The sequence below is a fragment of the Pseudomonas sp. NFPP07 genome (assembly GCF_900115645.1).
In the GTDB taxonomy this organism is placed as follows: domain Bacteria; phylum Pseudomonadota; class Gammaproteobacteria; order Pseudomonadales; family Pseudomonadaceae; genus Aquipseudomonas; species Aquipseudomonas chlororaphis.
In genome coordinates this window covers 269209-290668 of the sequence record NZ_FOXG01000004.1, presented here as the reverse complement: position 1 = coordinate 290668, position 21460 = coordinate 269209, and the positions used below count along the sequence as shown (strand labels likewise).

Annotated in this window: 15 protein-coding genes; 6 read left to right on the top strand and 9 right to left on the bottom strand. The window is 64.4% G+C overall.

What is annotated here, in order from left to right; genetic code table 11:
- Positions 1–80 precede the first annotated feature (80 nt).
- A complete protein-coding gene (locus BM019_RS12480; protein ID WP_092418428.1) occupies positions 81–1727 on the bottom strand; it encodes a GMC family oxidoreductase in 1647 nt (548 codons plus the stop codon).
- A gap of 132 nt (positions 1728–1859) precedes the next feature.
- On the opposite strand from BM019_RS12480, the gene BM019_RS12475 reads away from it, so the two are divergent.
- Positions 1860–2753: a LysR family transcriptional regulator gene (locus BM019_RS12475; RefSeq protein ID WP_009043291.1), complete on the top strand. Its 894-nt coding sequence runs from the start codon at positions 1860–1862 to the stop codon at positions 2751–2753.
- A gap of 183 nt (positions 2754–2936) precedes the next feature.
- On the opposite strand, the gene BM019_RS12470 is transcribed toward BM019_RS12475, so the two are convergent.
- The 4 genes from BM019_RS12470 to BM019_RS12455 all read right to left on the bottom strand — a co-directional run bounded on the left by BM019_RS12470 (position 2937) and on the right by BM019_RS12455 (position 9712).
- Positions 2937–4814, bottom strand: coding sequence for a DUF3857 domain-containing transglutaminase family protein (locus tag BM019_RS12470; protein WP_092418427.1), 1878 nt, complete (start codon positions 4812–4814; stop codon positions 2937–2939).
- A 652-nt stretch (positions 4815–5466) separates the two neighbouring features.
- Positions 5467–6576 (bottom strand): DNA alkylation repair protein, encoded by a 1110-nt coding sequence (locus BM019_RS12465; RefSeq protein ID WP_092418426.1) that lies wholly within the window; start codon positions 6574–6576, stop codon positions 5467–5469.
- Between the two features lie 202 nt (positions 6577–6778).
- Positions 6779–8602: a monovalent cation:proton antiporter-2 (CPA2) family protein gene (locus tag BM019_RS12460; RefSeq protein WP_085531508.1), complete on the bottom strand. Its 1824-nt coding sequence runs from the start codon at positions 8600–8602 to the stop codon at positions 6779–6781.
- Between the two features lie 219 nt (positions 8603–8821).
- Positions 8822–9712, bottom strand: coding sequence for a LysR family transcriptional regulator (locus BM019_RS12455; protein WP_009043295.1), 891 nt, complete (start codon positions 9710–9712; stop codon positions 8822–8824).
- 167 nt (positions 9713–9879) lie between these two features.
- On the opposite strand from BM019_RS12455, the gene BM019_RS12450 reads away from it, so the two are divergent.
- The 4 genes from BM019_RS12450 (at position 9880) to BM019_RS12435 (ending at position 15163) form a co-directional block, all read left to right on the top strand.
- Complete coding sequence (locus BM019_RS12450; RefSeq protein WP_092418425.1) at positions 9880–10956, top strand: 4-oxalomesaconate tautomerase; 1077 nt, start codon at positions 9880–9882, stop codon at positions 10954–10956.
- A 45-nt stretch (positions 10957–11001) separates the two neighbouring features.
- On the top strand, positions 11002–12324 hold the full coding sequence (dctA, locus tag BM019_RS12445) for a C4-dicarboxylate transporter DctA (RefSeq protein WP_092418424.1): 1323 nt from the start codon (positions 11002–11004) through the stop codon (positions 12322–12324).
- A gap of 129 nt (positions 12325–12453) precedes the next feature.
- Positions 12454–13758, top strand: coding sequence for a CitMHS family transporter (locus BM019_RS12440; RefSeq protein ID WP_009043298.1), 1305 nt, complete (start codon positions 12454–12456; stop codon positions 13756–13758).
- Between the two features lie 151 nt (positions 13759–13909).
- Entirely contained in the window at positions 13910–15163 is a 1254-nt protein-coding gene (locus BM019_RS12435; RefSeq protein ID WP_092418423.1) for an OprD family porin, read from the top strand.
- Positions 15164–15215: 52 nt separating this feature from the next.
- On the opposite strand, the gene BM019_RS12430 is transcribed toward BM019_RS12435, so the two are convergent.
- Positions 15216–17168: a M48 family metallopeptidase gene (locus tag BM019_RS12430; RefSeq protein WP_092418422.1), complete on the bottom strand. Its 1953-nt coding sequence runs from the start codon at positions 17166–17168 to the stop codon at positions 15216–15218.
- A 24-nt stretch (positions 17169–17192) separates the two neighbouring features.
- Positions 17193–17789, bottom strand: a complete 597-nt coding sequence (locus BM019_RS12425) for a LemA family protein (RefSeq protein WP_007925037.1) — start codon at positions 17787–17789, stop codon at positions 17193–17195.
- Between the two features lie 276 nt (positions 17790–18065).
- Between BM019_RS12425 and BM019_RS12420 the strand changes: the two genes are divergently transcribed.
- Positions 18066–19709, top strand: a complete 1644-nt coding sequence (locus tag BM019_RS12420) for an ABC1 kinase family protein (RefSeq protein WP_092418421.1) — start codon at positions 18066–18068, stop codon at positions 19707–19709.
- Between the two features lie 98 nt (positions 19710–19807).
- On the opposite strand, the gene BM019_RS12415 is transcribed toward BM019_RS12420, so the two are convergent.
- Both BM019_RS12415 and BM019_RS12410 read right to left on the bottom strand, forming a co-directional pair.
- Complete coding sequence (locus BM019_RS12415) at positions 19808–20164, bottom strand: DUF6572 domain-containing protein (protein WP_009043303.1); 357 nt, start codon at positions 20162–20164, stop codon at positions 19808–19810.
- A 10-nt stretch (positions 20165–20174) separates the two neighbouring features.
- Entirely contained in the window at positions 20175–21443 is a 1269-nt protein-coding gene (locus tag BM019_RS12410) for an S-type pyocin domain-containing protein (protein WP_175510638.1), read from the bottom strand.
- Positions 21444–21460: the final 17 nt, after the last annotated feature.

The following is a 21460-nucleotide window of genomic DNA, read 5'->3' as shown; positions in this document are numbered from 1 at the left end:
AGCCGTGCACCGCCCTTCAGGTCGTTATCGCCAGCAAGCTGGCTCCTACATGGATCTCATCGTTGCTGCTCCTGTGCGGATCAGGCCGGGGTGACGCTTGGTTTTTCGGCGGCAGGGCTCCTGGTCGAGGTGGCGAGAATCAGCTCGGCGGCTTTCTCGGCGATCATCAGCGTTGGCGAACAGGTATTGCCGGAGGTGATGTACGGCATGATCGAGGCATCGGCGATGCGCAGGCCGGGGATGCCATGCACCCGCAGCTCGGCATCGACCACCGCCTCCGGACCCTGGCCCATGCGGCAGGTGCCCACCGGATGGAAGATGGTGGTGCCGATGCGCGCGGCGGCTTCGTGCAGTTGTTCTTCGCTGCGCAACTCGGCCCCCGGCAGGTATTCGGTCGGCTTGAAGGCTTGCAGGGCCGGCGCGGCGACGATGCGTCGGGTCAGGCGAATGGCGTCGGCGGCGACCCGCAGGTCCTCCGGGTGGCTCAGGTAGTTGGGCTGGATCAGCGGCGCCGCCTGCGGGTCGGCGGAGCGGATTTCCACCCGGCCGCGGCTTTGCGGGCGCAGGTCGCAGACCGACGCGGTAAAGGCCGGGAACGCATGCAGCGGTTCGCCGAAACGTTCCAGCGACAGCGGCTGCACGTGGTATTCGAGGTTGGCCGAAGTCTGTTCCGGCCCGGAGCGGGCGAAGGCTCCCAGCTGGCTCGGCGCCATGGACAGCGGGCCGCTGCGGTCGTACAGGTAGCGCAGGCCCATGCCCATCTTGCCCCACAGGCTGCCGGCGATCTGGTTCAGGGTGCGGGCGTTTTCCAGTTTGTAGATCAGCCGCAGCTGCAGGTGGTCCTGCAGGTTGCCGCCGACCCCCGGCAGTTCGTGGGCGACGCCTATGCCCAAGCGTTGCAGCAGCGCGGCGGGGCCGATTCCCGAACGCTGCAGGATGCTCGGCGAGCCGATGGAACCGGCGCTGAGGATGATTTCGCGACGCGCCTTGAAGGTCTGCGGCTGGCCCTGGTAGCGGGCGCTGAGCGCCGCCGCGCGGCCGTTTTCCAGGAGCACGCGATCGACCTCGACCCCGGTCAGCACCGTGAGGTTGGGCCGCTGGCGGATCGGCTTGAGGAAGGCCTTGGCGGCGTTCCAGCGCACCCCGGCTTTTTGGTTGACCTGGAAGTAGCCGCAGCCTTCGTTGTCGCCGCCGTTGAAGTCGTCGACGCTGGCGATGCCGCTCTGTTCGGCGGCGTTGCGGAAGGCATCGAGGATCGGCCACGACAGGCGCTGGCGCTCGACCCGCCATTCGCCGGCGGCGCCGTGGAATTGCGAGTCGCCGGCAAAGTGGTTTTCGCTTTTGCGAAACAGCGGCAGCACGTCCTGCCAGTTCCAGCCGGAGTTGCCGTCGGCGGCCCAGCGCTGATAGTCGCCGGCCTGGCCGCGCATGTAGATCATGCCGTTGATCGACGAGCAGCCGCCCAGCACCTTGCCGCGCGGGTAGCTCAGGCTGCGGCCTTGCAGGCCGGGTTCGGCTTCGGTCTTGAAGCACCAGTCGGTGCGCGGGTTGCCGATGCAGAACAGGTAGCCGACGGGGATGTGGATCCAGGGGTAGTTGTCACGGCCACCGGCTTCCAGCAGCAGGACGCGGTGGGCCGGGTTGGCGGACAGCCGATTGGCCAGCAGGCACCCGGCAGGGCCGGCGCCGACCACTATGTAGTCGTAGGGATCAAAGGCAGGCAGCATCCATGACCTCGTTTTATCGTTCTTGTTGCGGCTCATCCTAGTTGTTAGCTTTCGTTAAAAGAATGTTAGTTTTTGCTCAGCCGCTGTGCGTTTTTAAACAGCGGCTCCCCCTGGCATTTGCAAGGAAGAGTCATGTTCGACTGGAACGACCTGCGGTTTTTTCTCGAGCTGCAACGCAGCGGCCGCCTGCTGACCGCGGCCCAGCGGTTGAAGACTACCCATGCCACGGTGGCCCGGCATATCGAGGCGATCGAGAAAAGCCTCGGCACCGCGCTGTTCGTCCAGCACGCCCAGGGCTATGAACTGACGCCGGCCGGGGAGGCGCTGCTCAAGCACGCCGAGGCCATGGAGAACGTGGCCTTGCTGGCCCAGGAGGAAATCACCCAGTCCACGGCGCCCCTGGGCAAGATCCGCGTGGGCGTCACCGAGGGCCTGGGCATCATGTTTCTCGCCAGCCGCATGCGCGGCCTGTTCGAGCGTTATCCGGGGCTGGAGGTGGAACTGGTGGCGGTGCCGCGTTTTGTCAGCATCCTCAACCGCGAGGCGGAAATCAGCATCCACCTGGAGCGGCCCAACGCCGATATGCTGGTGACCCGCAAGCTCACCGACTACCGCCTGGCCCTGTACGCCAGCCAGGACTACCTGGACCGCGCACCGCCCTTGCGCAGCCGCGAGGACCTGGGGCGGCATGCCTGGATCGGCTATGTCGACGACCTGCTGTTCAGCCAGGAGCTGATTTTCCTCACCAGCTTCTGCCGCAACCCCCAGGTGGTGTTCCACAGCACCAGCGTGATCGCCCAGCAACAGGCCGCGCGCTCCGGCCTGGGGATCGCCGTGCTGCCGTGCTACATGGCCGCCGGCGATCCGCAACTGGTGCCCTTGCTGCCCGGCGAGAGCATCCAGCGCGCCTACTGGATCAGCACCCGCCGCGAGCTGCACAAGTCCGTGCGCCTGCGGGTGGTGTGGGATTACGTGGTCGAGCTGTGCGCGGCCGAGCAGGGCTTGCTGCTCGCCGAACCGGCCTGATCGCAGCAAACACTGACGTGCCTTTGTAGGAGCGAGCTTGCTCGCGATGGCCGAGAGAACGACGCGTTCATCCAGGCGATAGGCGTCATCGTTGACGTTTATCGCGAGCAAGCTGCGCTCCTACATGGACGGCGCCGAACTTGCAGGAGCCCAGCTTGCTGGCGATGCAGGCGCAGCGGTGGCTCAGGCTTTCTTTGTGCCCTTGAGCTGGACCAGTTGCCGCGTTTGCTCGGCGCACGCCTTGGCCTGGCTGACCATGGCGTCGAACGGCGCGCTGACGATTTCGTCATGGCCCAGCCAGCGCTTTTTCTGGCTCAGGCGGTAGTGATAGCGGTACTCGCCCTTGACCCGTTCGCTGCTCAGGTCCATGTCGAACCAGGGCGAGCGCACGTTGCAGGCCTTGATGTCCTTGTCCAGCCGGGCACCGGAGAGGGTGAAGGTGTAGCGCAGGGTATTGGCGTCGCCGATGTACAGGTCCGCCAGCTGGCCGTTGCGGCGGTAGTTGACCAGGAAGTTCCAGTCGCCCTCCAGGGCCGGGGCCTTGTAGAAGTAGTTGCCGGAGATGTTTTCCAGGGGCTTGAGGTCGGTCAGGGAGGCTTTGATCCGGTAGCTCGCGGGCGCGACGAAGGCGGTCGGCTCGCGGCTGATCTGGCAGTCGCGCAGTTCCCGGGTGAAGCGCTCGCACAGGCTCTGGTCGTTGCTGGCGATACCGTTCTGGTTGTCGGAGACCATCAGCCGCATCAGCTCCATATGGCTGAATTCGATACGCGCGTTGACCCGGGCCTGGCCGTTGCTGTCGAAGTGCTCCTGCTTGTCCAGCACGAGGCTGGTGTCCGGGGTTTCCAGGGGGATGTAGTCCTCGCGCACCTGGCCCTTGGCGTCGCTGACAAAGGCCCAGCGCTCCTGGATGTCGGGCATGCTGCGGCCCGGGTCGAACACCGGGTTGGTCGGGTCCAGCCACCACACTTTGCCATCGACCTCGGCCCGCACGATGGCGTGGTTCGGCGCGTGGGTGCCGGGGATCAACAGCGGCGCGACAACGTTCTCGCGGCTGACCCAGGCCGTCTCGGCCTTGATCCCGCTGGCCTTGAGCATGGCGGCCAGGAGCACCGCCAGGTCCTTGCAGTCGCCATAGCCGCGCTGCTCGATCTGCTTCAGCTCGAAGGGCAGGTAACCGCGCTCGGTGGCGCGCCAGTCGCCCAGGTAACGGTAGTTGTCGTTGATGTGCTGCATCAGCCCGGCCACTTTCCGGGCTGGCGGCAGGTCGCGCAGACCGGCCACGGCCTTGGCGCTGGCTGGCGGCAGGGGCGCGGCGAGGATCTGCTGGTAGCGCTGGGCCAGGGGGCCGAAATAGTCCTGCACCTCGGTGCTGCTGCCCAGTTCGACCCGTGGTACCCGCTGGATAAAGCCGATCGAGGGTTCATTGATGTAGTTGAGGAAGACCGGCGCCTTCTGTTCGATGGTCAGCTTTTTGCGGTCGCTGCTGGCGGTAAAACGGTAGTCGTCCATCTGCTCGCTGCGCCAGACGATCGGGCGCGTGGCGCGGTAGGTGATCTTGAAGCTGTCCTGGCGCACCGGCTTGGGGCCGAACTGCAGCACCGAGTGGAACTGCCCCAGCAGCGGTTTGGCCGCGTAGTGCTGCTGCACGGTGTAGCTGAGCCGGGTGCCGACCCGCAGGTTGGGGAAGGCCAGGGACGTCTGTTTCTCGCGCAGGAAACCCTGTTCCGGATTCGGCGCGGTGCGCGTATCGATCTGCGCCGGCGTCAGCGCCACGGGCTTGCCGCCCGGCTGGGTGAATTCGGCCTTGCGCAGTTCGAAGCCGTCGGTTTCGGCATAGCTGAAGTCGATGCGCGAAAGCATGTCCCGGCCCGCCGGAGTGAGGATGGTGTAGTGCTGGGTGGTGGTGCAGTCGCTGCTGTGGTCGGCGTTGAACTGGCATTCCATTTCGGAATCGGCGGCCAGGGCGGCTTCCGATTGCGGTTGATAGGCAGCAAAGGCTTGCCAGGAGAGCAGTCCGAGACCGGCGCAGATCAGGGGACGGTAAAGCGGAAAACGGTACATGAGCGCCTCGGGTGAATCATTGAAATCAGCCACGTCGCACCGGTCGAATCACCTGTGCCAGGGGCGTGGCTGGCGGGGGAGGCGCCAAATGATAATTTATCGCAATACGGATTTACACCATTGTCTGACAATTGATCCCGGTGAAAGGCTTGAGATAGAGCGGTTTCTTTAGAATTTTTCCAGGCTTGGGAGACGCGGGATAAAGCCAGCCACGGCGTTTTGAACGCGTCGTGGAGCACGGGGATTCTCCCCGCAGGGTATGGCTTAAGGCCATATCTGCGGCCCGTTCGAGTTCTGGTGATTGCCGGGAAGATCCAGGCATTTTTGCTGTCTGTTTTTTGCCGGGCATTCTGAAATATTTTGTTACGAGATAGGCGCCTCCCTGTAGCCGCTACCGAAGGCTGCGCAAGGTCCGCAGGACCTCCGGCGGCGATGAGAACGCCGCGCCCCTTCGGGTCGATCGCAGCCTGCGGCAGCGGCTACAGGGTATGCCTGTAAGGCCGAGGTGGAGGTAGCTTTGTGTAGCCGCTGCCGAAGGCTGCGCAAGGTCCGCAGGACCTCTGGCGGCCGAGAGAACACCGCGCCCCTTCGGGTCGATCGCAGCCTGCGGCAGCGGCTACAGGGGGTATGTCTGTAAGGGAGGTGGCGGTGGCTATGGGGCGGGGGGTTGGATCTCGAACGCCGTGCTGCCCAGGCGTTCGCCGTTGACCAGGATATGCAGCTCGTGACGCCCGGGATAGTGGCGGCGGGTGCTCAGTTCGCGGATGTGCTGGGCGCGGCCAAGTTGCTCCCGGGCCTTGGCCGGCAGGGTGAAGGCCTTGAGCTTGAACACCTTGGCGCGGGTGCCGCCCGAAGCCTTGACGTAGTCGATGGCGTAATCCACCACCAGGCGCTGGCTGGCGTCGGCGGTGGACTCCAGGGCAAAGGACAGGTTGATCCGTTCGCCCAGGCGTATCACCGCCGGCTCGACCCGCAGGCCATGCAGCGTCACCTGCGGCGCATGCCCGGCGCCGACGATCGCCAGCGCCCGGCGATGGCCCTGCTTGATCAGGCTGCGCAGGGCATGGCGGGCGATCCAGGCGGTGTGCGGGTTATCCAGCGGCCAGCCTTCGAGCAACCCCAGCAGCCAGTCGGGATGGTCCTTGCTGATGTCGTTGAGGTGGTTGGCCACCGACTTGCGCACGTACAGGCTGGGGTCGGCCTTGAGGCATTCGAGGATAGGCACAGCCAGGGTCGGGTCGGCCTGGATCCGCTCCAGGCGGAACGACCAGGGCAGGCGCGGGCGGCTGCCTTCGCTGGCCAGGCGGCGCACATGCTCGTTGTCGTCCCGGGCCCAGTCCTGCAGCACCGCCAGGGTGCGCGACAGGTCGCTGGCGAGGAACGGGCGGATGGCGAATTCCGAGGAGCCGAAGGCGGTGAAATACTTGAGCGCCGCCATCGAGCGCTCGAAGGCATGGCCGCCGTAACTGGCCACGTAGTGCGGCAGGAACATGCAGACGAAGCGGCTGTCCAGGCGCGGGGCGAGATCGTACAGCCGGGCGAGGTTGGCTTCGTAGTCCGCCGGCAGCACCGCGTGCAGGCTCTCGCTGACCCGCGCCAGGCGCTGCATCACCGACAACTCGGCGAGGCCCTTGTTCGCGTGGGCGAGAAAGCCGCGGCGGTCGAACGCCGGGTACACCGCGAGCATTTCTTCGGCGATGTGTTCCAGGCGTTCGGCGTTGAAGATTTCCTTGAGGGCAGGGGTGTTGCTGGTGGCGGTCATCGGCGTATCCATTCGGGACGGGGCGCCGGGCACTGTAGCGCAGCGGGCTGACAGATTGTGTCAGGAGCCTGGGGGATGGAATCAGGCCTGACGCCATCGCGAGCAATCGAGCGTCGACCGGCTGCTCCTACAGGGATCGTGGTGTTTCTGTAGGAGCGAGTTTGCTCGCGAAAAAATCCGGCCACAGCGCGTGGCCCTATGTTCAGCGCGGCGCCGGCAACACGCCTTCGGACTGCTCGTCCTCGGCGTCGGCCTCGAACAGCCGCGCCAGCTCGGCCCGGGCTTCCTGGGCCGATTGCAGGATCTTCGCGTGGTCGTCGTAGATCGCGTGCTGGGCTTCGAGCACCTGTTCGTCGTGGGCGGTGAAGCGCTTGATCCGCGAGTCGGCCTGGGCGTGGGTCAGGCCCAGGCCGATCAGCGCCTTGCGGCTCATTTCCAGGCTGGAGTAGTAGGTTTCCCGCACCGCTTCGGCTCCCAGGTCCACCAGCTTGTGCACGTGCTGGCGGTTACGGGCGCGGGCGATGATCTTGATGTGCGGGTAGAGCTTGCGCACCACCGCGGCGGTGTTGATGTTGGTCTGCGGATCGTCGGTGGCGATCACGAAATATTCTGCCTCGCCGACCTTGGCCGCCTTGAGGATTTCCGCGCGCATCGGGTCGCCGTAGAACACCGGCATGCCGCCGAAGCTGCGGGTCAGCTCGATGGTGTCGACCGAGGTGTCGAGGGCCACGAAGGGGATGTTCTGCGCCCGCAGGATCCGCGCGACGATCTGGCCCATCCGGCCCATGCCGGCGATCACCACCCGCGGCGCGTCGGTTTCGATCTCGCGGTATTCGGCGGGCATTTCCAGCGGCTTGGCCTTGGGCTGCAAGAAGCGCGCGCAGGCCAGGAGCAGCAGCGGGGTCACGGCCATGGACAAGGTGATGGTCAGCACCAGCAGGTCATACAGGCGCGCCTCGAACAGGCCCTGGTCGCGGCCGATCTTGAACACCACGAAGGCGAATTCGCCGCCGGCCGCCAGCACCACGCCCAGGCGCACCGCGCTCAAGCGCCCCAGGCCGCCGGCCAGGCGCCCGACCACGAACAGCAGCGGCAGCTTGATGGCGATCAGCAGCAGGGTCAGGCCCAGCACCGCGATCGGCGCGCTGAACAGCAGGCCGATATTGGCGCCCATGCCGACGCTGATGAAAAACAGCCCCAGCAGCAGGCCCTTGAAGGGTTCGATCTGTGCTTCCAATTCGTGGCGATATTCCGAGTCCGCCAGCAGCAGGCCGGCGAGGAAGGCGCCGAGGGCCATGGACACGCCAACCATGTCCATCAGCCAGGCAGTGCCGATCACCACCAGCAAGGCAGTGGCGGTGGACACTTCCGGCAGGCCGGTGCGCGCCACCACCCGGAACACCGGGCGCAACAGGTAGCGCCCGCCGATCACCACCACGGCGATGCTGCCCAGCACTTGCAGGCCATGGCGCAGGTCTTCGGCGCTGCTGGTGTTGTGGTCGACCCCGGCCAATACCGGGACCATGGCGATCAACGGAATCGCCGCGATGTCCTGGAACAGCAGGATGGCGAACGCCAGGCGCCCGTGGGGGCTGGTCAGCTCCTTGCGTTCGGCCAGGCTTTGCAGGCCGAAGGCGGTGGATGACAACGCCAGGCCCAGGCCCAGCACGATCGCGCTGTTGAGCGGCTGCCCAAACAGGAACAGGGCGACGCAGCCGATCACCACCCCGGTCAGCAGCACCTGGGCCAAACCGACGCCGAACACCGCTTTGCGCATCACCCACAAGCGCCGTGGCGACAGCTCCAGGCCGATGATGAACAGCAGCAACACCACGCCCAGCTCCGACACATGGCTGATGCTCTGCGGGTTGCCCACCAGCCCCAGCACCGCCGGGCCGATGATCACTCCGGCCAGCAGATAACCGAGCACGGCTCCCAGTTGCAGGCGCTTGGCCAGGGGAACGGTCAGCACCGCCGCGAACAGGAACACGACAGCGGCTTGCAACAGGTTGCCTTCATGGGGCATGGGCTTACTCCTGGGAAACGGGTATTGGGTGGTGCGCGGAAAACAACGGCTGCGCCTCAGGCAACCGTTTGGCCCGCAGGTTCCATGGGGGGATGGCTGTGCAGCATAAAGTCTGGGGCCGGCGCAGTCAGCCGTTAATGGCCGATACGCCGCAGGTTGTCAGGCGCAGGTTGCAGGCGTTCGTGCGCTTTTATGCTGGCATGCCTGCACCATCGACCGTCAATGCGGCCATTGCTCGAGCAGGATCGACACGAACTTTTCCGCGGCCGGCGACAGCGAGGCGCCGCGGCGGTAGACCAGGCCCAGGGTGCGGTTGACCACCGGTTCGCTCAGCGGAATGCTCACCAGGGTCGGGTGGTCGGCCGCGGGCATGGCCAGGCTGGGCATGGCCGACACACCGAGCCCGGCCTCGACCATGCCCAGCGACGTGGACAGGTGTTGCACCTCGTAGAACCACTGGGGACGCCAGCTCAGGCCGGACAGGGCGTGGTCCAGCAGCATCCGGTTGCCGCTCAGGCGGCCGACGCCGATCAGCCGGTAATCGCTGAGTTCCGACCAGGTGACCGAGGCCTTTTTCGCCAGTTCATGGTCACGCCGGCACGCCAGTACGAAAGGTTCGTTGACCAGGGGCACGAACTCGATGTCCGGGTGCTGCCCGCTCATCATGTTGATGCCGAAGTCCGCTTCGCCGCGCAGCACGGCTTCCAGCCCTTCATTGGCGCTGAGGTCGAGCAGGCGGATGCGGATTTTCGGATAGCGCTCGTTGTAGAGACGGATCACCGACGGCAGGAAGTAGAAGGCCGCGGTGGGAATGCAGGCCAGGGTCACCTGGCCGATCTGCCGTTCCGCCAGTTCGCGGATATTGAGGATCGAGTCGTCGAAGTCATCCAGCAGGCGCCGGGCCTTGGGCAGGAAGTCCCGGCCAACGCTGGTCAGGCTGACCTTGCGCGTGGTGCGGTCGAGCAGGGCGGTGCCCAGGCCTTCCTCCAGCTTCTTGATCCGGCGGCTCAGGGCTGGCTGGGACAAGTGCAGGGCATCGGCCGCCTCGTGGAAACTTCCGAGTTCGGCGATTTTCACGAAGGATCTTATGTCCTGGAGCTCATATTCCATGTTTTCGTCTCAAGCGAAGGTGGGAAGGCAGCGCTGTTCACCTTAGATTTATCATGTGCAAAACGCAATAATCGCTACGATCTTTGCATTGGAAACATGATTTATTCCCTGACACTCTTGTGCCCAGAACATCAATTAACCCGATTGATTAACAAGAGTCTGTGTCCATGCAACGAATTCCTTGTGTGCTCATGCGCGGCGGTACCTCCAAGGGGCCGGTGTTTCTCGCCTGGGATCTGCCGGTGTCCATCGAACAGCGCGATGAGCTGCTGCTCGACCTGATGGGCTCGGGACATGAGCTGGAGATCGACGGCATTGGCGGTGGCAGTCCGCAGACCAGCAAGGTCGCGATCGTCAGCCCGTCGCTGCACCCCGAGGCCGATGTCGACTACCTGTTCGTGCAGGTGATGGTGTCCCAGCGCCGGGTCGATACCGCGCCCAACTGCGGCAACATGCTGTGCGCGGTCGGCCCCTTCGCCGTCGAGCAAGGCCTGGTCAAGGCCACGGGCGAGCAGACCCAGGTGCGGATCCGCAATCTCAATACCGGCACCTTCGTCAATTCCCTGGTGCAAACGCCGGCGGGCAAGGTCAGCTACGAAGGCGATACCGCCATCGATGGCGTGCCCGGCACCGCCGCCCCCGTGCAACTGACGTTCCTCGACGCCGCGGGCAGCAAGACCGGCAAACTCTTCCCCACCGGGAACACCCGGGACCTGATCGATGGCGTACCGGTGACTTGCATCGACATGGCCATGCCGCTGCTGATCGTCGAGGCCGGTCAATTGGGCAAGCGCGGGGATGAAACCCCGGCCGAGCTGGACGCCGACAAGGACTTCCTGCGGCGGCTGGAGTCCCTGCGCTTGCAGGCGGGCCTGGCCATGGGCCTGGGCGACGTCAGCGACAAGGTGATCCCCAAGCCGGTGCTGATCTCGCCGGCGGTGGCCGGCGGCACCTTGCAGGCGCGTTACTTCATGCCGCACAGCTGCCATCGCGCGCTGGCCATCACCGGCGCCATCGGCCTGGCCACCGCCTGTGTCAGCGAGGGCAGCGTCGCCGCCGAACTGCTGGGCGGAGCCACGCAACTGAAGCAAGTGCGCCTGGAACACCCCAGTGGCGCGATCGATATCGTATTGTCCTACACCGGCAACCAGGGAGAGACCATTCGCGCCTCGGTGGTGCGCACCGCGCGAAGGCTGTTCTCCGGTTTCGTCTACGCCCCGGCGTCACAACGCCTGGCCGGATAGTCCTGCACCGCAGTGACAGTCGTTCGCATCAGAACAATTCTAAAAATGGGTGATGCCATGAAAGTCGTTAAATCGCTCTACTTCCAGATCATCTGTGCCGTGCTGCTGGGCGTGCTGGTCGGGCACTTCTGGGCCCAGCAGGCCATTGCCCTCAAGCCCCTGGGCGATGCCTTCATCAGGCTGGTCAAGATGATGATCGCGCCGGTGGTGTTCTGCACCATCGTCACCGGGATCGCCGGGATGAACGACAAGCGTTCCCTGGGCCGCCTCCTGAGCAAGACCCTGCTGCTGTTCCTGGCGTTGACGGTGGTCAGCCTGATCATCGGCCTGGTGGCGGTCTACCTGTTCAAGCCCGGCGCGGGCATGAACATCGACCCCACTCACCTGAGTACCCAGGGCTTGTCGCAGTACACCGAGTCGGCGGCGAAGCTGGGGGTGGTGGAGTTCTTCATGCACATCATTCCCGAGACCTTTATCGGCGCCTTCACCAAGGGCGAAGTGCTGCCGGTGCTGTTCATCGCGGTGCTCTGCGGTTTTGCCCTGTCGTCCCTGGGCGAGCGCGGCAAGCCCGTGCTGGATGTGCTGGAAGCCGCCTCGCACATGGTGTTCAAGATCTTTTCCTACCTGATGCGCTTTGCCCCGATCGGGGCATTCGGCGCGCTGGCCTTCACGGTCGGCCAGTACGGCATCACCTCCCTGGGCGCCCTGGCCAAGCTGATCATGACCCTGTACATCGCCTGCGGATTCTTCGTCTTCGTGGTGCTGGGGGGTATTTGTCGCGCCCATGGGTTCAGCCTGTGGAAGCTGTTGCGCTACCTGCGTGAAGAGTTCCTGGTGGTGCTGGGCACCTCATCCACCGAGCCGGTGATGCCGCGCATGCTGGAAAAGCTCCAGGCCCTGGGTTGCAAGAAAGGCGTGGTGGGCCTGGTGCTGCCCACCGGCTATTCGTTCAACCTCGATGGCACGGCCATCTACCTGTCGCTGGCGGCGATTTTCATTGCCCAGGCCTGCAACATCGACTTGAGCCTGGGGCAGGTGATCACGATGCTGGCGATCATGCTGCTGTCGTCCAAAGGCGCGGCGGGAGTGACTGGCAGCGGCTTCGTCGCCCTGGCCTCGACCCTGACGGTGATCCACGACATCCCCTTGGCGGGCCTGGCGCTGTTGATCGGTATCGACCGCTTCATGTCCGAGGCCCGTGCGCTCACCAGCCTGGCCAGCAATGCCGTGGCCACGGTGGTGATCTCGCTGTCGGAAAACGCCTGCGATCGCCAGGTGCTGCTACAGACCCTGGATGGCAAGGCGGCGCCCAATGCCCAGGCCAGTGACCCAGCCTGGGAGCCGGCGCAGGCCGGCAAACACCTCTAGCCGCTTGCGGCTCCCTCCATCTTCCGTTTCTGACCCCGGTTGAAACCCTCGCCAGGCCCCGCCTGGCGGGTAGGGGGCCGTGCGCCTGGGCGTCGGCCATGCTTGTCCATAACAACAAGAGAATCCCTCATGCTTGCATTACTCGGCCTGGCCATGGTGGTCGTGTTCACCTTCCTGATCATGACCAAACGCTTGTCCCCGATCGTTGCCCTGACCCTGGTGCCGATTGTCTTCGCGGTGATCGGCGGGTTTGCCGGCAGCACCGGAAAAATGATGCTCGACGGCCTGAAAATGGTCGCCCCCTCTGCGGCGCTGCTGCTGTTCGCGATTCTGTTCTTCGGCCTGATGATCGACGCGGGCCTGTTCGACCCGCTGATCCGCAAGATCCTCAAGCGGGTCAACGGCGACCCGGTGAAGATCGCCGTCGGCACCGCGTTGCTGTCGCTGCTGGTGGCCCTGGACGGCGACGGCACCACCACCTACATGATCACCTGCGCGGCGATGCTGCCGCTGTACAAGCGCATCGGCATGAACCCGATGATCCTCGCCACCATCGCCATGCTGTCCCTGAGCATCATGAGCGGCATGACCCCCTGGGGCGGTCCGGCCACCCGGGCCATCGCCGCCCTGGGGCTGGATGCCGGTGAGTACTTCGTGCCGTTGCTGCCGACCATGATCGGCGGTGCGGCCTGGGTGGTGTTCAGCGCCTTCCTGCTGGGCCGCGCCGAGCGCAAGCGCATCGGCAATACCGAGCTGCAGAGCGGTGGCGGCAACTGCTACATCAAGGCCATTGTCGAAGACACGCCCTGCAAGCGACCGAAGCTGGCCTACGTCAACCTGTTGCTGGTGGTGGCGGTGATGGTGGCGCTGGTGATGGGCCTGATGCATTCGGCGATCCTGTTCCTGATCGGCTTCGTGCTGGCGCTGATGATCAACTACCCGCAACTGGAGATGCAGAAAGAGCGGATCCTCGCCCATTCGGGCAATGCCATGACGGTGGTGCTGCTGGTGTTCGCCGCCGGCATCTTTGCCGGGATCTTCTCCGGTACCAAGATGGTCGATGCCCTGGCACAGACCCTGGTGGACTGGATTCCGCCGTCGTGGGGGCATCTGTTCCCGCTGGTGGTGGCCATCACCAGCATGCCGCTGACCTTCGTGCTGTCCAACGATGCCTACTACTTCGGCGTGGTGCCGATCCTCGCCAATGCCGCGGCGGCCTATGGCATCGATCCGCTGGAGATCGCCCGGGCCTCGATCCTCGGCCAGCCGGTGCACCTGATGAGCCCGCTGGTGGCCTCGACCCTGCTGCTGGTGGGGATGGTCGACCGCGACATCGGCGACTTCCAGAAAGCCACCGTCAAATGGGCGGTCCTGACCTCCCTGGTAATTACCGCCCTGGCCCTGCTGACCGGCGCGCTGACCCTGTTTTCCTGAGCCTGTTCTCCTGAGTCATCCCCTGAACCATCAGGTGTTCCCAGGCGCGCCGGGTCCATGGCACGCGGCACCTGCACCTTGAATAACGGCACCTCGAATAGCTGCACCTTAAAAAAACAACAACTCGAATAACAACAATGAGTAGTCCGATATGAGCCGTTCGATCACCCCTGGGGCGTGGTTTCCTCTGGTCGCCCTGTTGCCGCTGACAACCGTCGGCGCAGCAGGCTTTGGCGACGACAGCACGCTCAAGCTGCAACTGCGCAATGTCTACTTCAATGAGAACTTCCGTGACGAGCATGGCCTGAGCGCCCGGGCGGCACGCACGGCCAAGAGCGAGCGCACGGAGTGGGCCCAGGGCCTGCTGCTGGATTTCCAGTCGGGTTTCACCCCCGGCACCCTCGGCCTGGGTATCGACGGGCTGGCCCTGGTCGGGGTCAAACTCGACTCGGGGCGGGGCCGCAGCGGTACCGGCCTGCTGCCGGTGCATGACGACGGTCGTGCCGCCGACGCGTTCGCCAGTGCCGGTGTCACGGCCAAGGCCAGGCTGGCCGGGACCACGCTCAAGCATGGCACCTTGCTGCCGAGGAACCCGGTGCTGATCTACAACGACGCGCGGCTGCTGCCGCAGACCTACCAGGGCACGCAGCTCACCAGCAGCGACATCGACAACCTGACGCTCACCGCCGGCCGGCTGGATCGCTTCAAGCTGCGCGATTCCAGCGACAGCGTGCCGATCGTTGCGGACGGTTATGCCGGCGACAAGTCCGGGGATTTCACCTATGCCGGGGGCGACTACAAGCTCGGCAAAAACCTGCGCCTGAGCTACTTCTACGGCGAACTCGAGCACTTCTACCGGCAGCACTTCGCCGGTCTCCAGCACGACCTGAAGCTGGGCGCCGGCGTGCTGACCAGTGACCTGCGTTACTTCCACAGCAGCGACAGCGGTTCGGCCTACGGCGGCAACATCGACAACGATATGCTCAGCGGCCTGCTGTCCTATGCCGTGGCCGGCCATACCCTGAGTGGCGGCTATCAGGTGCTCAGCGGTGATGCCGGCTTGCCTTATATCAGCGGCGCCACGGTGTACTCGTTCAGCAACGTGGGCATTGGCAAGTTCATCGAGGAGGACGAGAAAACCTGGATGCTCGGCTACGGCTACAACTTCGCCGCCCTCGGGGTGCCGGGGCTGGCGTTTTCCACCCGCTACCTGAGCGGCAGCGATGGCCGCTCGAACACGGCGATCAAGGAATGGGAACGCGATGCCGAACTGGCCTATGTGGTGCAGCAAGGCCGCTTCAAGGGCCTGGGGGTGAAGCTGCGCAACTATGTGTACCGCTCCGACTTCGCCCGGGGGCGCGACAGCAATCGCCTCTATTTCACCTACGAGGTCGCGCTCTGGTAAGGAGGGCGGTGCCTGCCCAGGCTGGCGCTGGGCGGGAGTGGTTGACCGGTACTCAGAGCGTGGCGGCCTGGGGGGCGCTGGCCGATGCCTGGGAAGGCGCGGGCTCGGCGACTGCCGGGGGTAGCAGCGGCGGCATCGGGCAATCCAGCACATCGGCCACGGCGCGCATCAGCTCGGCTTCGGCCACGGTGACCAGGCCGTCGTAGCAGACGCAGCGGGCCATGGCCTGCAGCAGCGTCGGCCGTTCCTCGGGCATCAACTGGCGCAGGCGTACCAGGGCGGCATCCAGGTGTTCGAGGTCGACCTCCGCCGGTTGCGGCTGGGCGAAGGGCAGGCCGCTCCAGGCATGGGCCAGGGCCAGCTGGGCCTGCTGCGCGGTCTTTTGCCCGGCACTGGCCAGGGCGCCGAGCAGGACCGCCAGTTCTTCGCTGCGCTGGAACAGCCCCCATTTGTACTCGGGCGCCGGCAGGCCTTCGACATTGCGTTGCACGATGCGCAGCAGCGTCCACTCCAGCAGCTCGACCTGATCGTCGGCGTCGATCAGTTGCCGCAGGTTGTCCATGAATGACTTGCAGGCTTTCTTGTCCAGCTGTTGCAGGGCCGGTATCGACAGGTCCAGCAGCGGCAGGCGCAGGTTCGGGTCGAGGGCCGCCAGTTGTTTTTGCAGGGCTTGCAGGCAACCGAAGACCTCGGTGGGGCTGTTGGCGTCCAGCTGCGCGAGTTGTCGGCGGCGCATCGAGTCGTTGGCGGACAGCAGCAGGCCATAGACCAGCGCCTGGGCGCCGGTGGTGCTGTGGGCGCTGCGCTGGAGCGCCGGGTCGAGGCTGACCAGCGTTGCCTGGGCCGCCAGCAGATGTTGCGCGTTCGGGCTGCCGATGCTGGCAATCGACTGCTTGATCGCATTCAGGTCGAACACCAGGGCGCTGGTCGCTTGCGACTGGCGGCTGAACACCCCGGAGCTGTCCAGGCCGGAGCGGGCGGGTTCGGCCGGCAGTTCGATGGCTTCAATGGTGGGCAAGCGGCCGTCCCAGCCGGGTTCCAGGCGCCGGATCCGCGCCGAGAGGGGCGGATGGGTCGCGGACTGGCCATAGACGGAGAGGGTGGCCCCTTCACTGAAATACAGATGGCTGTATTCAGCGCTGAAGGCGCTGTCGAGTTTCGAGCTGGCGGCGTAACCGCCGATTTTTTTCAGCGCGCTGGCCAGGCCCACTGGGTTACGGGTGAACTGCACCGCCGAGGCATCGGCGAGGAACTCGCGCTCGCGGCTGATGGCGCCCTTGATCAGGTTGCCGAAAAAAGTCCCGACCGAGCCCAGCAGGATCAGCGCCAGGCCACTCCACATGGCCAGCCCGCCGACCCGGTTTTGCGCCAGCCGGCCAGCCTGGTTGACCCCGTTGGCCATCGCCTCGCCGGTCAGGCCGATGACCAGGATGCCGTGGACAATCGCCACCAGCCGGGTGTTGAGGCGCATGTCGCCGTTGTAGATGTGGCTGAACTCGTGGGCGATCACCGCCTGCAGTTCCTCGCGGTTGAGCACCATGATGGCGCCGCGGGTGACCCCGATCACCGCCTCCTGTGGCGTGAAGCCGGCGGCGAAGGCATTGATCCCGGCATCGGGCAGCACGTACACCTGTGGCACCGGCGTGCCCGAGGCCAGGGCCATTTCCTCGACCACATTGAGCAGCCGTTGTTCTTCCAGGCCGTCCGGGTGCAGGTTGATCAGCCGGCCGCCCAGGCGCTTGGCGACCACCTTGCCGCCGGCTTTCAGTTCGGCGTGCTTGCCCATGCTGCTGCCGATCACCACCAGGAACACCATCGCGGCGATCATCGCGGTCAGGTGCCAGTCGAAGCTCGGCGACTGCTTCATCTCCTTGAGAAATTGCAGCCAGAGCAGGTTCAGCGCCAGGCTGGTGACGGTCACCAGACACAGCACGGCCAGGATCATCAGCAGCACCAGGGTGCCGGTACGCCGCTTGGCCCGGGCCTGGTGTTCAAAAAAATTCATCGGACCATCCAGGGTGACAGAGGGTTAGAACGCGACCTTGGGGGCTTCCTGGATCAGGGCGCTGTCGGCGAATTGCAGCAGGCTGGCATCGGCGCCATGGCCGAACAGGCCGGCCAGGATCACCGGCGGGAAACTCTGCTTGTAGCTGTTGTAATCCATCACCGTGTCGTTGAACGCCTGGCGGGCAAAGGACACTTTGTTTTCGGTGCTGGTCAGCTCTTCGCTCAGCTGTTGCATGTTCTGCGACGCCTTGAGGTCCGGGTAGGCCTCCATGCTCAGGTTCAGCCGGCCCATGGCGCTGGACAGTACGCCTTCGGCCTGGCCCAGTTGCGCCATGTGCTGCGGATTGCCGGGCTCGGCGGCGACGGCCTTGAGACCCGCCAGCGCGGCATTGCGCGCCGCGGTCACGGCTTCGAGGGTGTCGCGCTCGTGCTTGAGGTAGGCCTTGGCGGTTTCCACCAGGTTGGGGATCAGGTCGTAACGGCGCTTGAGCTGGACTTCGATCTGCGCGAAGGCGTTCTTGAAGCGGTTCCGGCGGGCCACCAGGCCGTTGTAGACAGTGATGACATAGATCACCAGCAGGGCCAGAACGAGCAGAATCACAATAGTTGAAACAGCCATACGGATGTCCTTATCGACGTGCGGATTTCAGGGGGGCGCCATGGTAACCGAATTCATGGCGGGCGCAGCCATGGGCAGCCGTCGGCATGCGTTCTTCGGCAGCGCCTCGCACCAGGAGGCGCAATCGGCGCCAGCGCGTTGTGAATGATTGCCGGGCGTTGTGGTCGGACCTTGCATGGCTTGTCGTCGATCCCGGATTACCCGGCAGGCGCGCCACCCAACCCTGGGCCCGCCAGCCACGCCGCGGGCGTCACCTTGTGAAGGATCATCCCGACCATGCTCGAACCCACCTGGACGGCACTCAAACACCATAAGCGGGTGCACCAGATTGTCGCCGTGCTGGCGGCCTTCGGTGCCCAGGACGTTTTGCTGCGCCTGGGCCTGGGCCGCCTGCTGGGCGAGTCGCCAGCCGCTGGTGAAGCGCAGCCACAAGACTCGACGCCACAGCGGGTGCGCCTGGCCCTGGAAAAGCTCGGGCCGACCTTTATCAAGCTCGGGCAGATCCTTGCCAGCCGCAGCGACATCCTGCCGCCGCACTGGATCAGCGAGCTGGAGGCGTTGCACAGCGGCGCCGCGACCCTGCCCTGGAGCGAGCTGGAAGATCAGGTACGCGACGACCTGGGCTGCGAGCTGGACCAGGTGTTCGCCGAGTTCGACAGCGAGCCCCTGGCCGCGGCCTCCATCGCTCAGGTTTATCGTGCGCGCCTGCTCAGTGGCGAGGCGGTGGTGGTCAAGGTCCAGCGCCCCGGCCTGCGGCGCAAGATGAGCGCCGACCTGCAATTGCTGGAAGGCGTGGCGATGCTGGTGGAAGAGAACGCGTCCCTGGCCCATTACCAGCCACGGCAGATGGTCCGGCAACTGGCCCGGGCGATGCTCGAAGAACTGGACTTCACCCAGGAGGGGCAGCACTGCGACACCGTGGCGGCGAATTTCGCCGAGCATCCGCAGATCGCCATTGCGCGTATCCACTGGCTGCACAGCAGCGAGCGCCTGCTGGTCCAGGAATTTTTGCCCAGTCACACGCCGCTGGAACGCCAGGCCCTGATCGAGCAGGGCCTGGACCCGAGCTTGCTGGCGCAGCGCGGGGCCCAGGCGTTCATCAAGATGCTGTTGGAGGACGGCCTGTTCCACGGCGACCCGCACCCCGGCAACCTGCGGGCCATGGACGACAATCGGGTCGGCTTCATCGACTTCGGCATGGTCGGGCGCCTCGACGAACGCCGGCGCCTGGAGGTCATGAGCTTTATGCGGGCCATGACCGAGGGCAGTACCGAAGCGCTGGTGGCGGTGCTGATCGACTGGAGCGGCGAGCAGGTGCGCGACCTGTCCGCCATCGAACAGGCCGCCCGGGAATTCATGGGCCGACACGGCGGCAAGGCGCTGAACATGAGTGCGATGATCGAGGACTTCCTCGGCCTGATGCGCGAATACCAACTGTTGTTGCCGGCCGACCTGCTGGTGCTGTTCAAGGCGCTGATCACCGCCGATGGCGTACTCACCCGGCTCGACCCGCAACTGGACCTGATAGCCACCGCGCGCCCGGCCATCAGCAAGATGCTCAAGCAGCAGTTCAGTTGGAAACTCGCCCGCCGCCTGGGCCTCGACGGCCTGGAACTGGGCCGTGGCGTCGCCGTCGAACTGCCGCAGCTGACCCGCCTGCTGATCAACCGCCTGAAACACGGCGTGGTCGACCTGCGCCTCGATATGCCGGGCATCGAGCGCCTGGAAAAATCCCTGCGCCTGGCCTCCACCCGCTTGTCCCTGGCCCTGCTGATCAGCGCGCTACTGATCGCCTTCGGCCCGCAGATCGCCGCGGCCGACCCGGCCTGGCAGGGGTTGTCGGTGGTGGGGTGGCTGGCGGGGGTGGCGACCGTGGGTGGGGTGGTGGCGTTTGTCTGGAGTTTGTTCAAGCGGTCTTGAGGGAGGAGTGGGGGATCAGGGCTTTGCCAGATCCCATTGGCACTCTTTCAACCGATTGACATTGGTGTCGCTGTCTTTCATTTGGGCGTGGCCCTTGTTCACATGTTGCGTATTTTTTCATCCGCTTTAAGGATGAACTCTAGCCCGATACCAACGTCTTTCAGCACCTCGGTAACGCGGTCAATGAAGAGTTCGCCTTGTTCTGGTAGTTCGTACAGACCGTTGATACGAATGATGGGGGCTTTGTCTTTGGATGGTGGATAGCTCTCTAGGATTTCACCGCTTTCGATGAATGCGATGTAAGTGTTGATCTTCTCTTGCAGCAATAACAGGTGTTCACCTTGTTGGGTTTTATCACCCCATTCAAGGTGGTCCGTGATAACCAGAATCACGTTATCGGGTTCCCACTCTGGCACTGCAATAATATCTACGACTTTCGTGTCTACGATGGACATGTCTGTTCCCTCAGAGGGCCGGGTCAGGTCGGATGATTTCGACTCTGGTGGGTGGAATAGTGGTGCCTCCGGGGAAGCCGGGTTTACCTTTGCCTACAACGGTCGCACCGGTTTTCTCAATTTCCGGGAAAGCCTTTTTCTGGTTCTTGGTCAATGGTGCGATTTCAGAAGATTTGCATTCAACACATGAGATTTCGCCATCAGCATTCCTGCCCATCATATCAATACGTGTGCGCACTCCACTGTCGGTTTTCACTGTGACTTCACGGGCACTTTCGGGCTTGGTCTTGCTGTACTCGTCATAAGACATGTCCTCAAAAGCCTTACCCTGTTTCCTGTTCTTCTCTAGCTGGACATTGAACACGATGTACAGGGGCTGGATTCCAGACCCTGGCGGGAAGACCAGAATGAAGTCTTTGTAATCAGGCGGGTAGAGCGGGTTGACGATGATGCTATCCGCCTGTTCGGTGGGCGGATAAATCCAGATGTGGGGAGCCTGTGGTGCTGCCTCTAATGGAGGGATCCCCGAAGCACTGGACGGGTCCATGGCTGGTGTCCAGGTCAGGGTGATCCCGTCTCCGAAATCGGCCACCTGCTGAGAGCCCTGAGCCTCGAACCGGGCAACAGGGATCATTTCCCAGTCGCTGCGCTTCTCAGTGTTGTATCCGTAGCCTTTCAGCGTGCCGTCAGCCTGCTGTTCTATGTGCAACCGGACACGTGTGCGGCCTTCCTTGAGCGCTTTGAGCTGTTCGGGTGTGTACAGGCTGCTGTCGCCCAAGCTCGATGGCCAGAGCAACGCGGCTATGCCCGCCAATCCACCTGCAATAACACCCGTGGTAAAAAACGTGGTACCCGCACTCGCGCCTGTTGCCGCAGTACCCGTGCTGATTCCAGCACCTGCCCCAGTGCCAACCCCTGTAGCAGTACCAGCAGTAGCAGCCACTCCACCTAATAGAAGTGTTCCAAGTGCAGCAGGTAACGCGTGACCACTGATTTGCTGGAGAGGGATTTTCCCCGTTGCATCCGCTTCGCGTCCGCCCAGCAAAACGAGCTGCCCGTATTCGCTGATGGCATTGGTGGGAATGGCGGAGCTGGCGTAGTTGATGACCCCATCAGGGAGCTTGCAGGGCTTGGTAAAGGTGCACCCAGCTGTCTGGGGTTTGGCTTCTGCCTTCGGTAGCAGGTCCGGGTATTGCGCCCAGCGTTGAGCGCCCAGATCGACGGGCTCTACCCCCTTGTTGCGATAGCCCTTCGGGGCGTTCGGTACGTAGCCACTCATCCGTGTTTGCGTCCACA

What these genes read in the sequence shown, in the direction of transcription:
- BM019_RS12480 (WP_092418428.1), bottom strand. Translation starts at nt 1,727, where the DNA reads ATGCTGCCTGCCTTTGATCCCTACGACTACATAGTGGTCGGCGCCGGC.
- BM019_RS12475 (WP_009043291.1), top strand. Translation starts at nt 1,860, where the DNA reads ATGTTCGACTGGAACGACCTGCGGTTTTTTCTCGAGCTGCAACGCAGC.
- BM019_RS12470 (WP_092418427.1), bottom strand. Translation starts at nt 4,814, where the DNA reads ATGTACCGTTTTCCGCTTTACCGTCCCCTGATCTGCGCCGGTCTCGGA.
- BM019_RS12465 (WP_092418426.1), bottom strand. Translation starts at nt 6,576, where the DNA reads ATGACCGCCACCAGCAACACCCCTGCCCTCAAGGAAATCTTCAACGCC.
- BM019_RS12460 (WP_085531508.1), bottom strand. Translation starts at nt 8,602, where the DNA reads ATGCCCCATGAAGGCAACCTGTTGCAAGCCGCTGTCGTGTTCCTGTTC.
- BM019_RS12455 (WP_009043295.1), bottom strand. Translation starts at nt 9,712, where the DNA reads ATGGAATATGAGCTCCAGGACATAAGATCCTTCGTGAAAATCGCCGAA.
- BM019_RS12450 (WP_092418425.1), top strand. Translation starts at nt 9,880, where the DNA reads ATGCAACGAATTCCTTGTGTGCTCATGCGCGGCGGTACCTCCAAGGGG.
- dctA (WP_092418424.1), top strand. Translation starts at nt 11,002, where the DNA reads ATGGGTGATGCCATGAAAGTCGTTAAATCGCTCTACTTCCAGATCATC.
- BM019_RS12440 (WP_009043298.1), top strand. Translation starts at nt 12,454, where the DNA reads ATGCTTGCATTACTCGGCCTGGCCATGGTGGTCGTGTTCACCTTCCTG.
- BM019_RS12435 (WP_092418423.1), top strand. Translation starts at nt 13,910, where the DNA reads ATGAGCCGTTCGATCACCCCTGGGGCGTGGTTTCCTCTGGTCGCCCTG.
- BM019_RS12430 (WP_092418422.1), bottom strand. Translation starts at nt 17,168, where the DNA reads ATGAATTTTTTTGAACACCAGGCCCGGGCCAAGCGGCGTACCGGCACC.
- BM019_RS12425 (WP_007925037.1), bottom strand. Translation starts at nt 17,789, where the DNA reads ATGGCTGTTTCAACTATTGTGATTCTGCTCGTTCTGGCCCTGCTGGTG.
- BM019_RS12420 (WP_092418421.1), top strand. Translation starts at nt 18,066, where the DNA reads ATGCTCGAACCCACCTGGACGGCACTCAAACACCATAAGCGGGTGCAC.
- BM019_RS12415 (WP_009043303.1), bottom strand. Translation starts at nt 20,164, where the DNA reads ATGTCCATCGTAGACACGAAAGTCGTAGATATTATTGCAGTGCCAGAG.
- BM019_RS12410 (WP_175510638.1), bottom strand. Translation starts at nt 21,443, where the DNA reads ATGAGTGGCTACGTACCGAACGCCCCGAAGGGCTATCGCAACAAGGGG.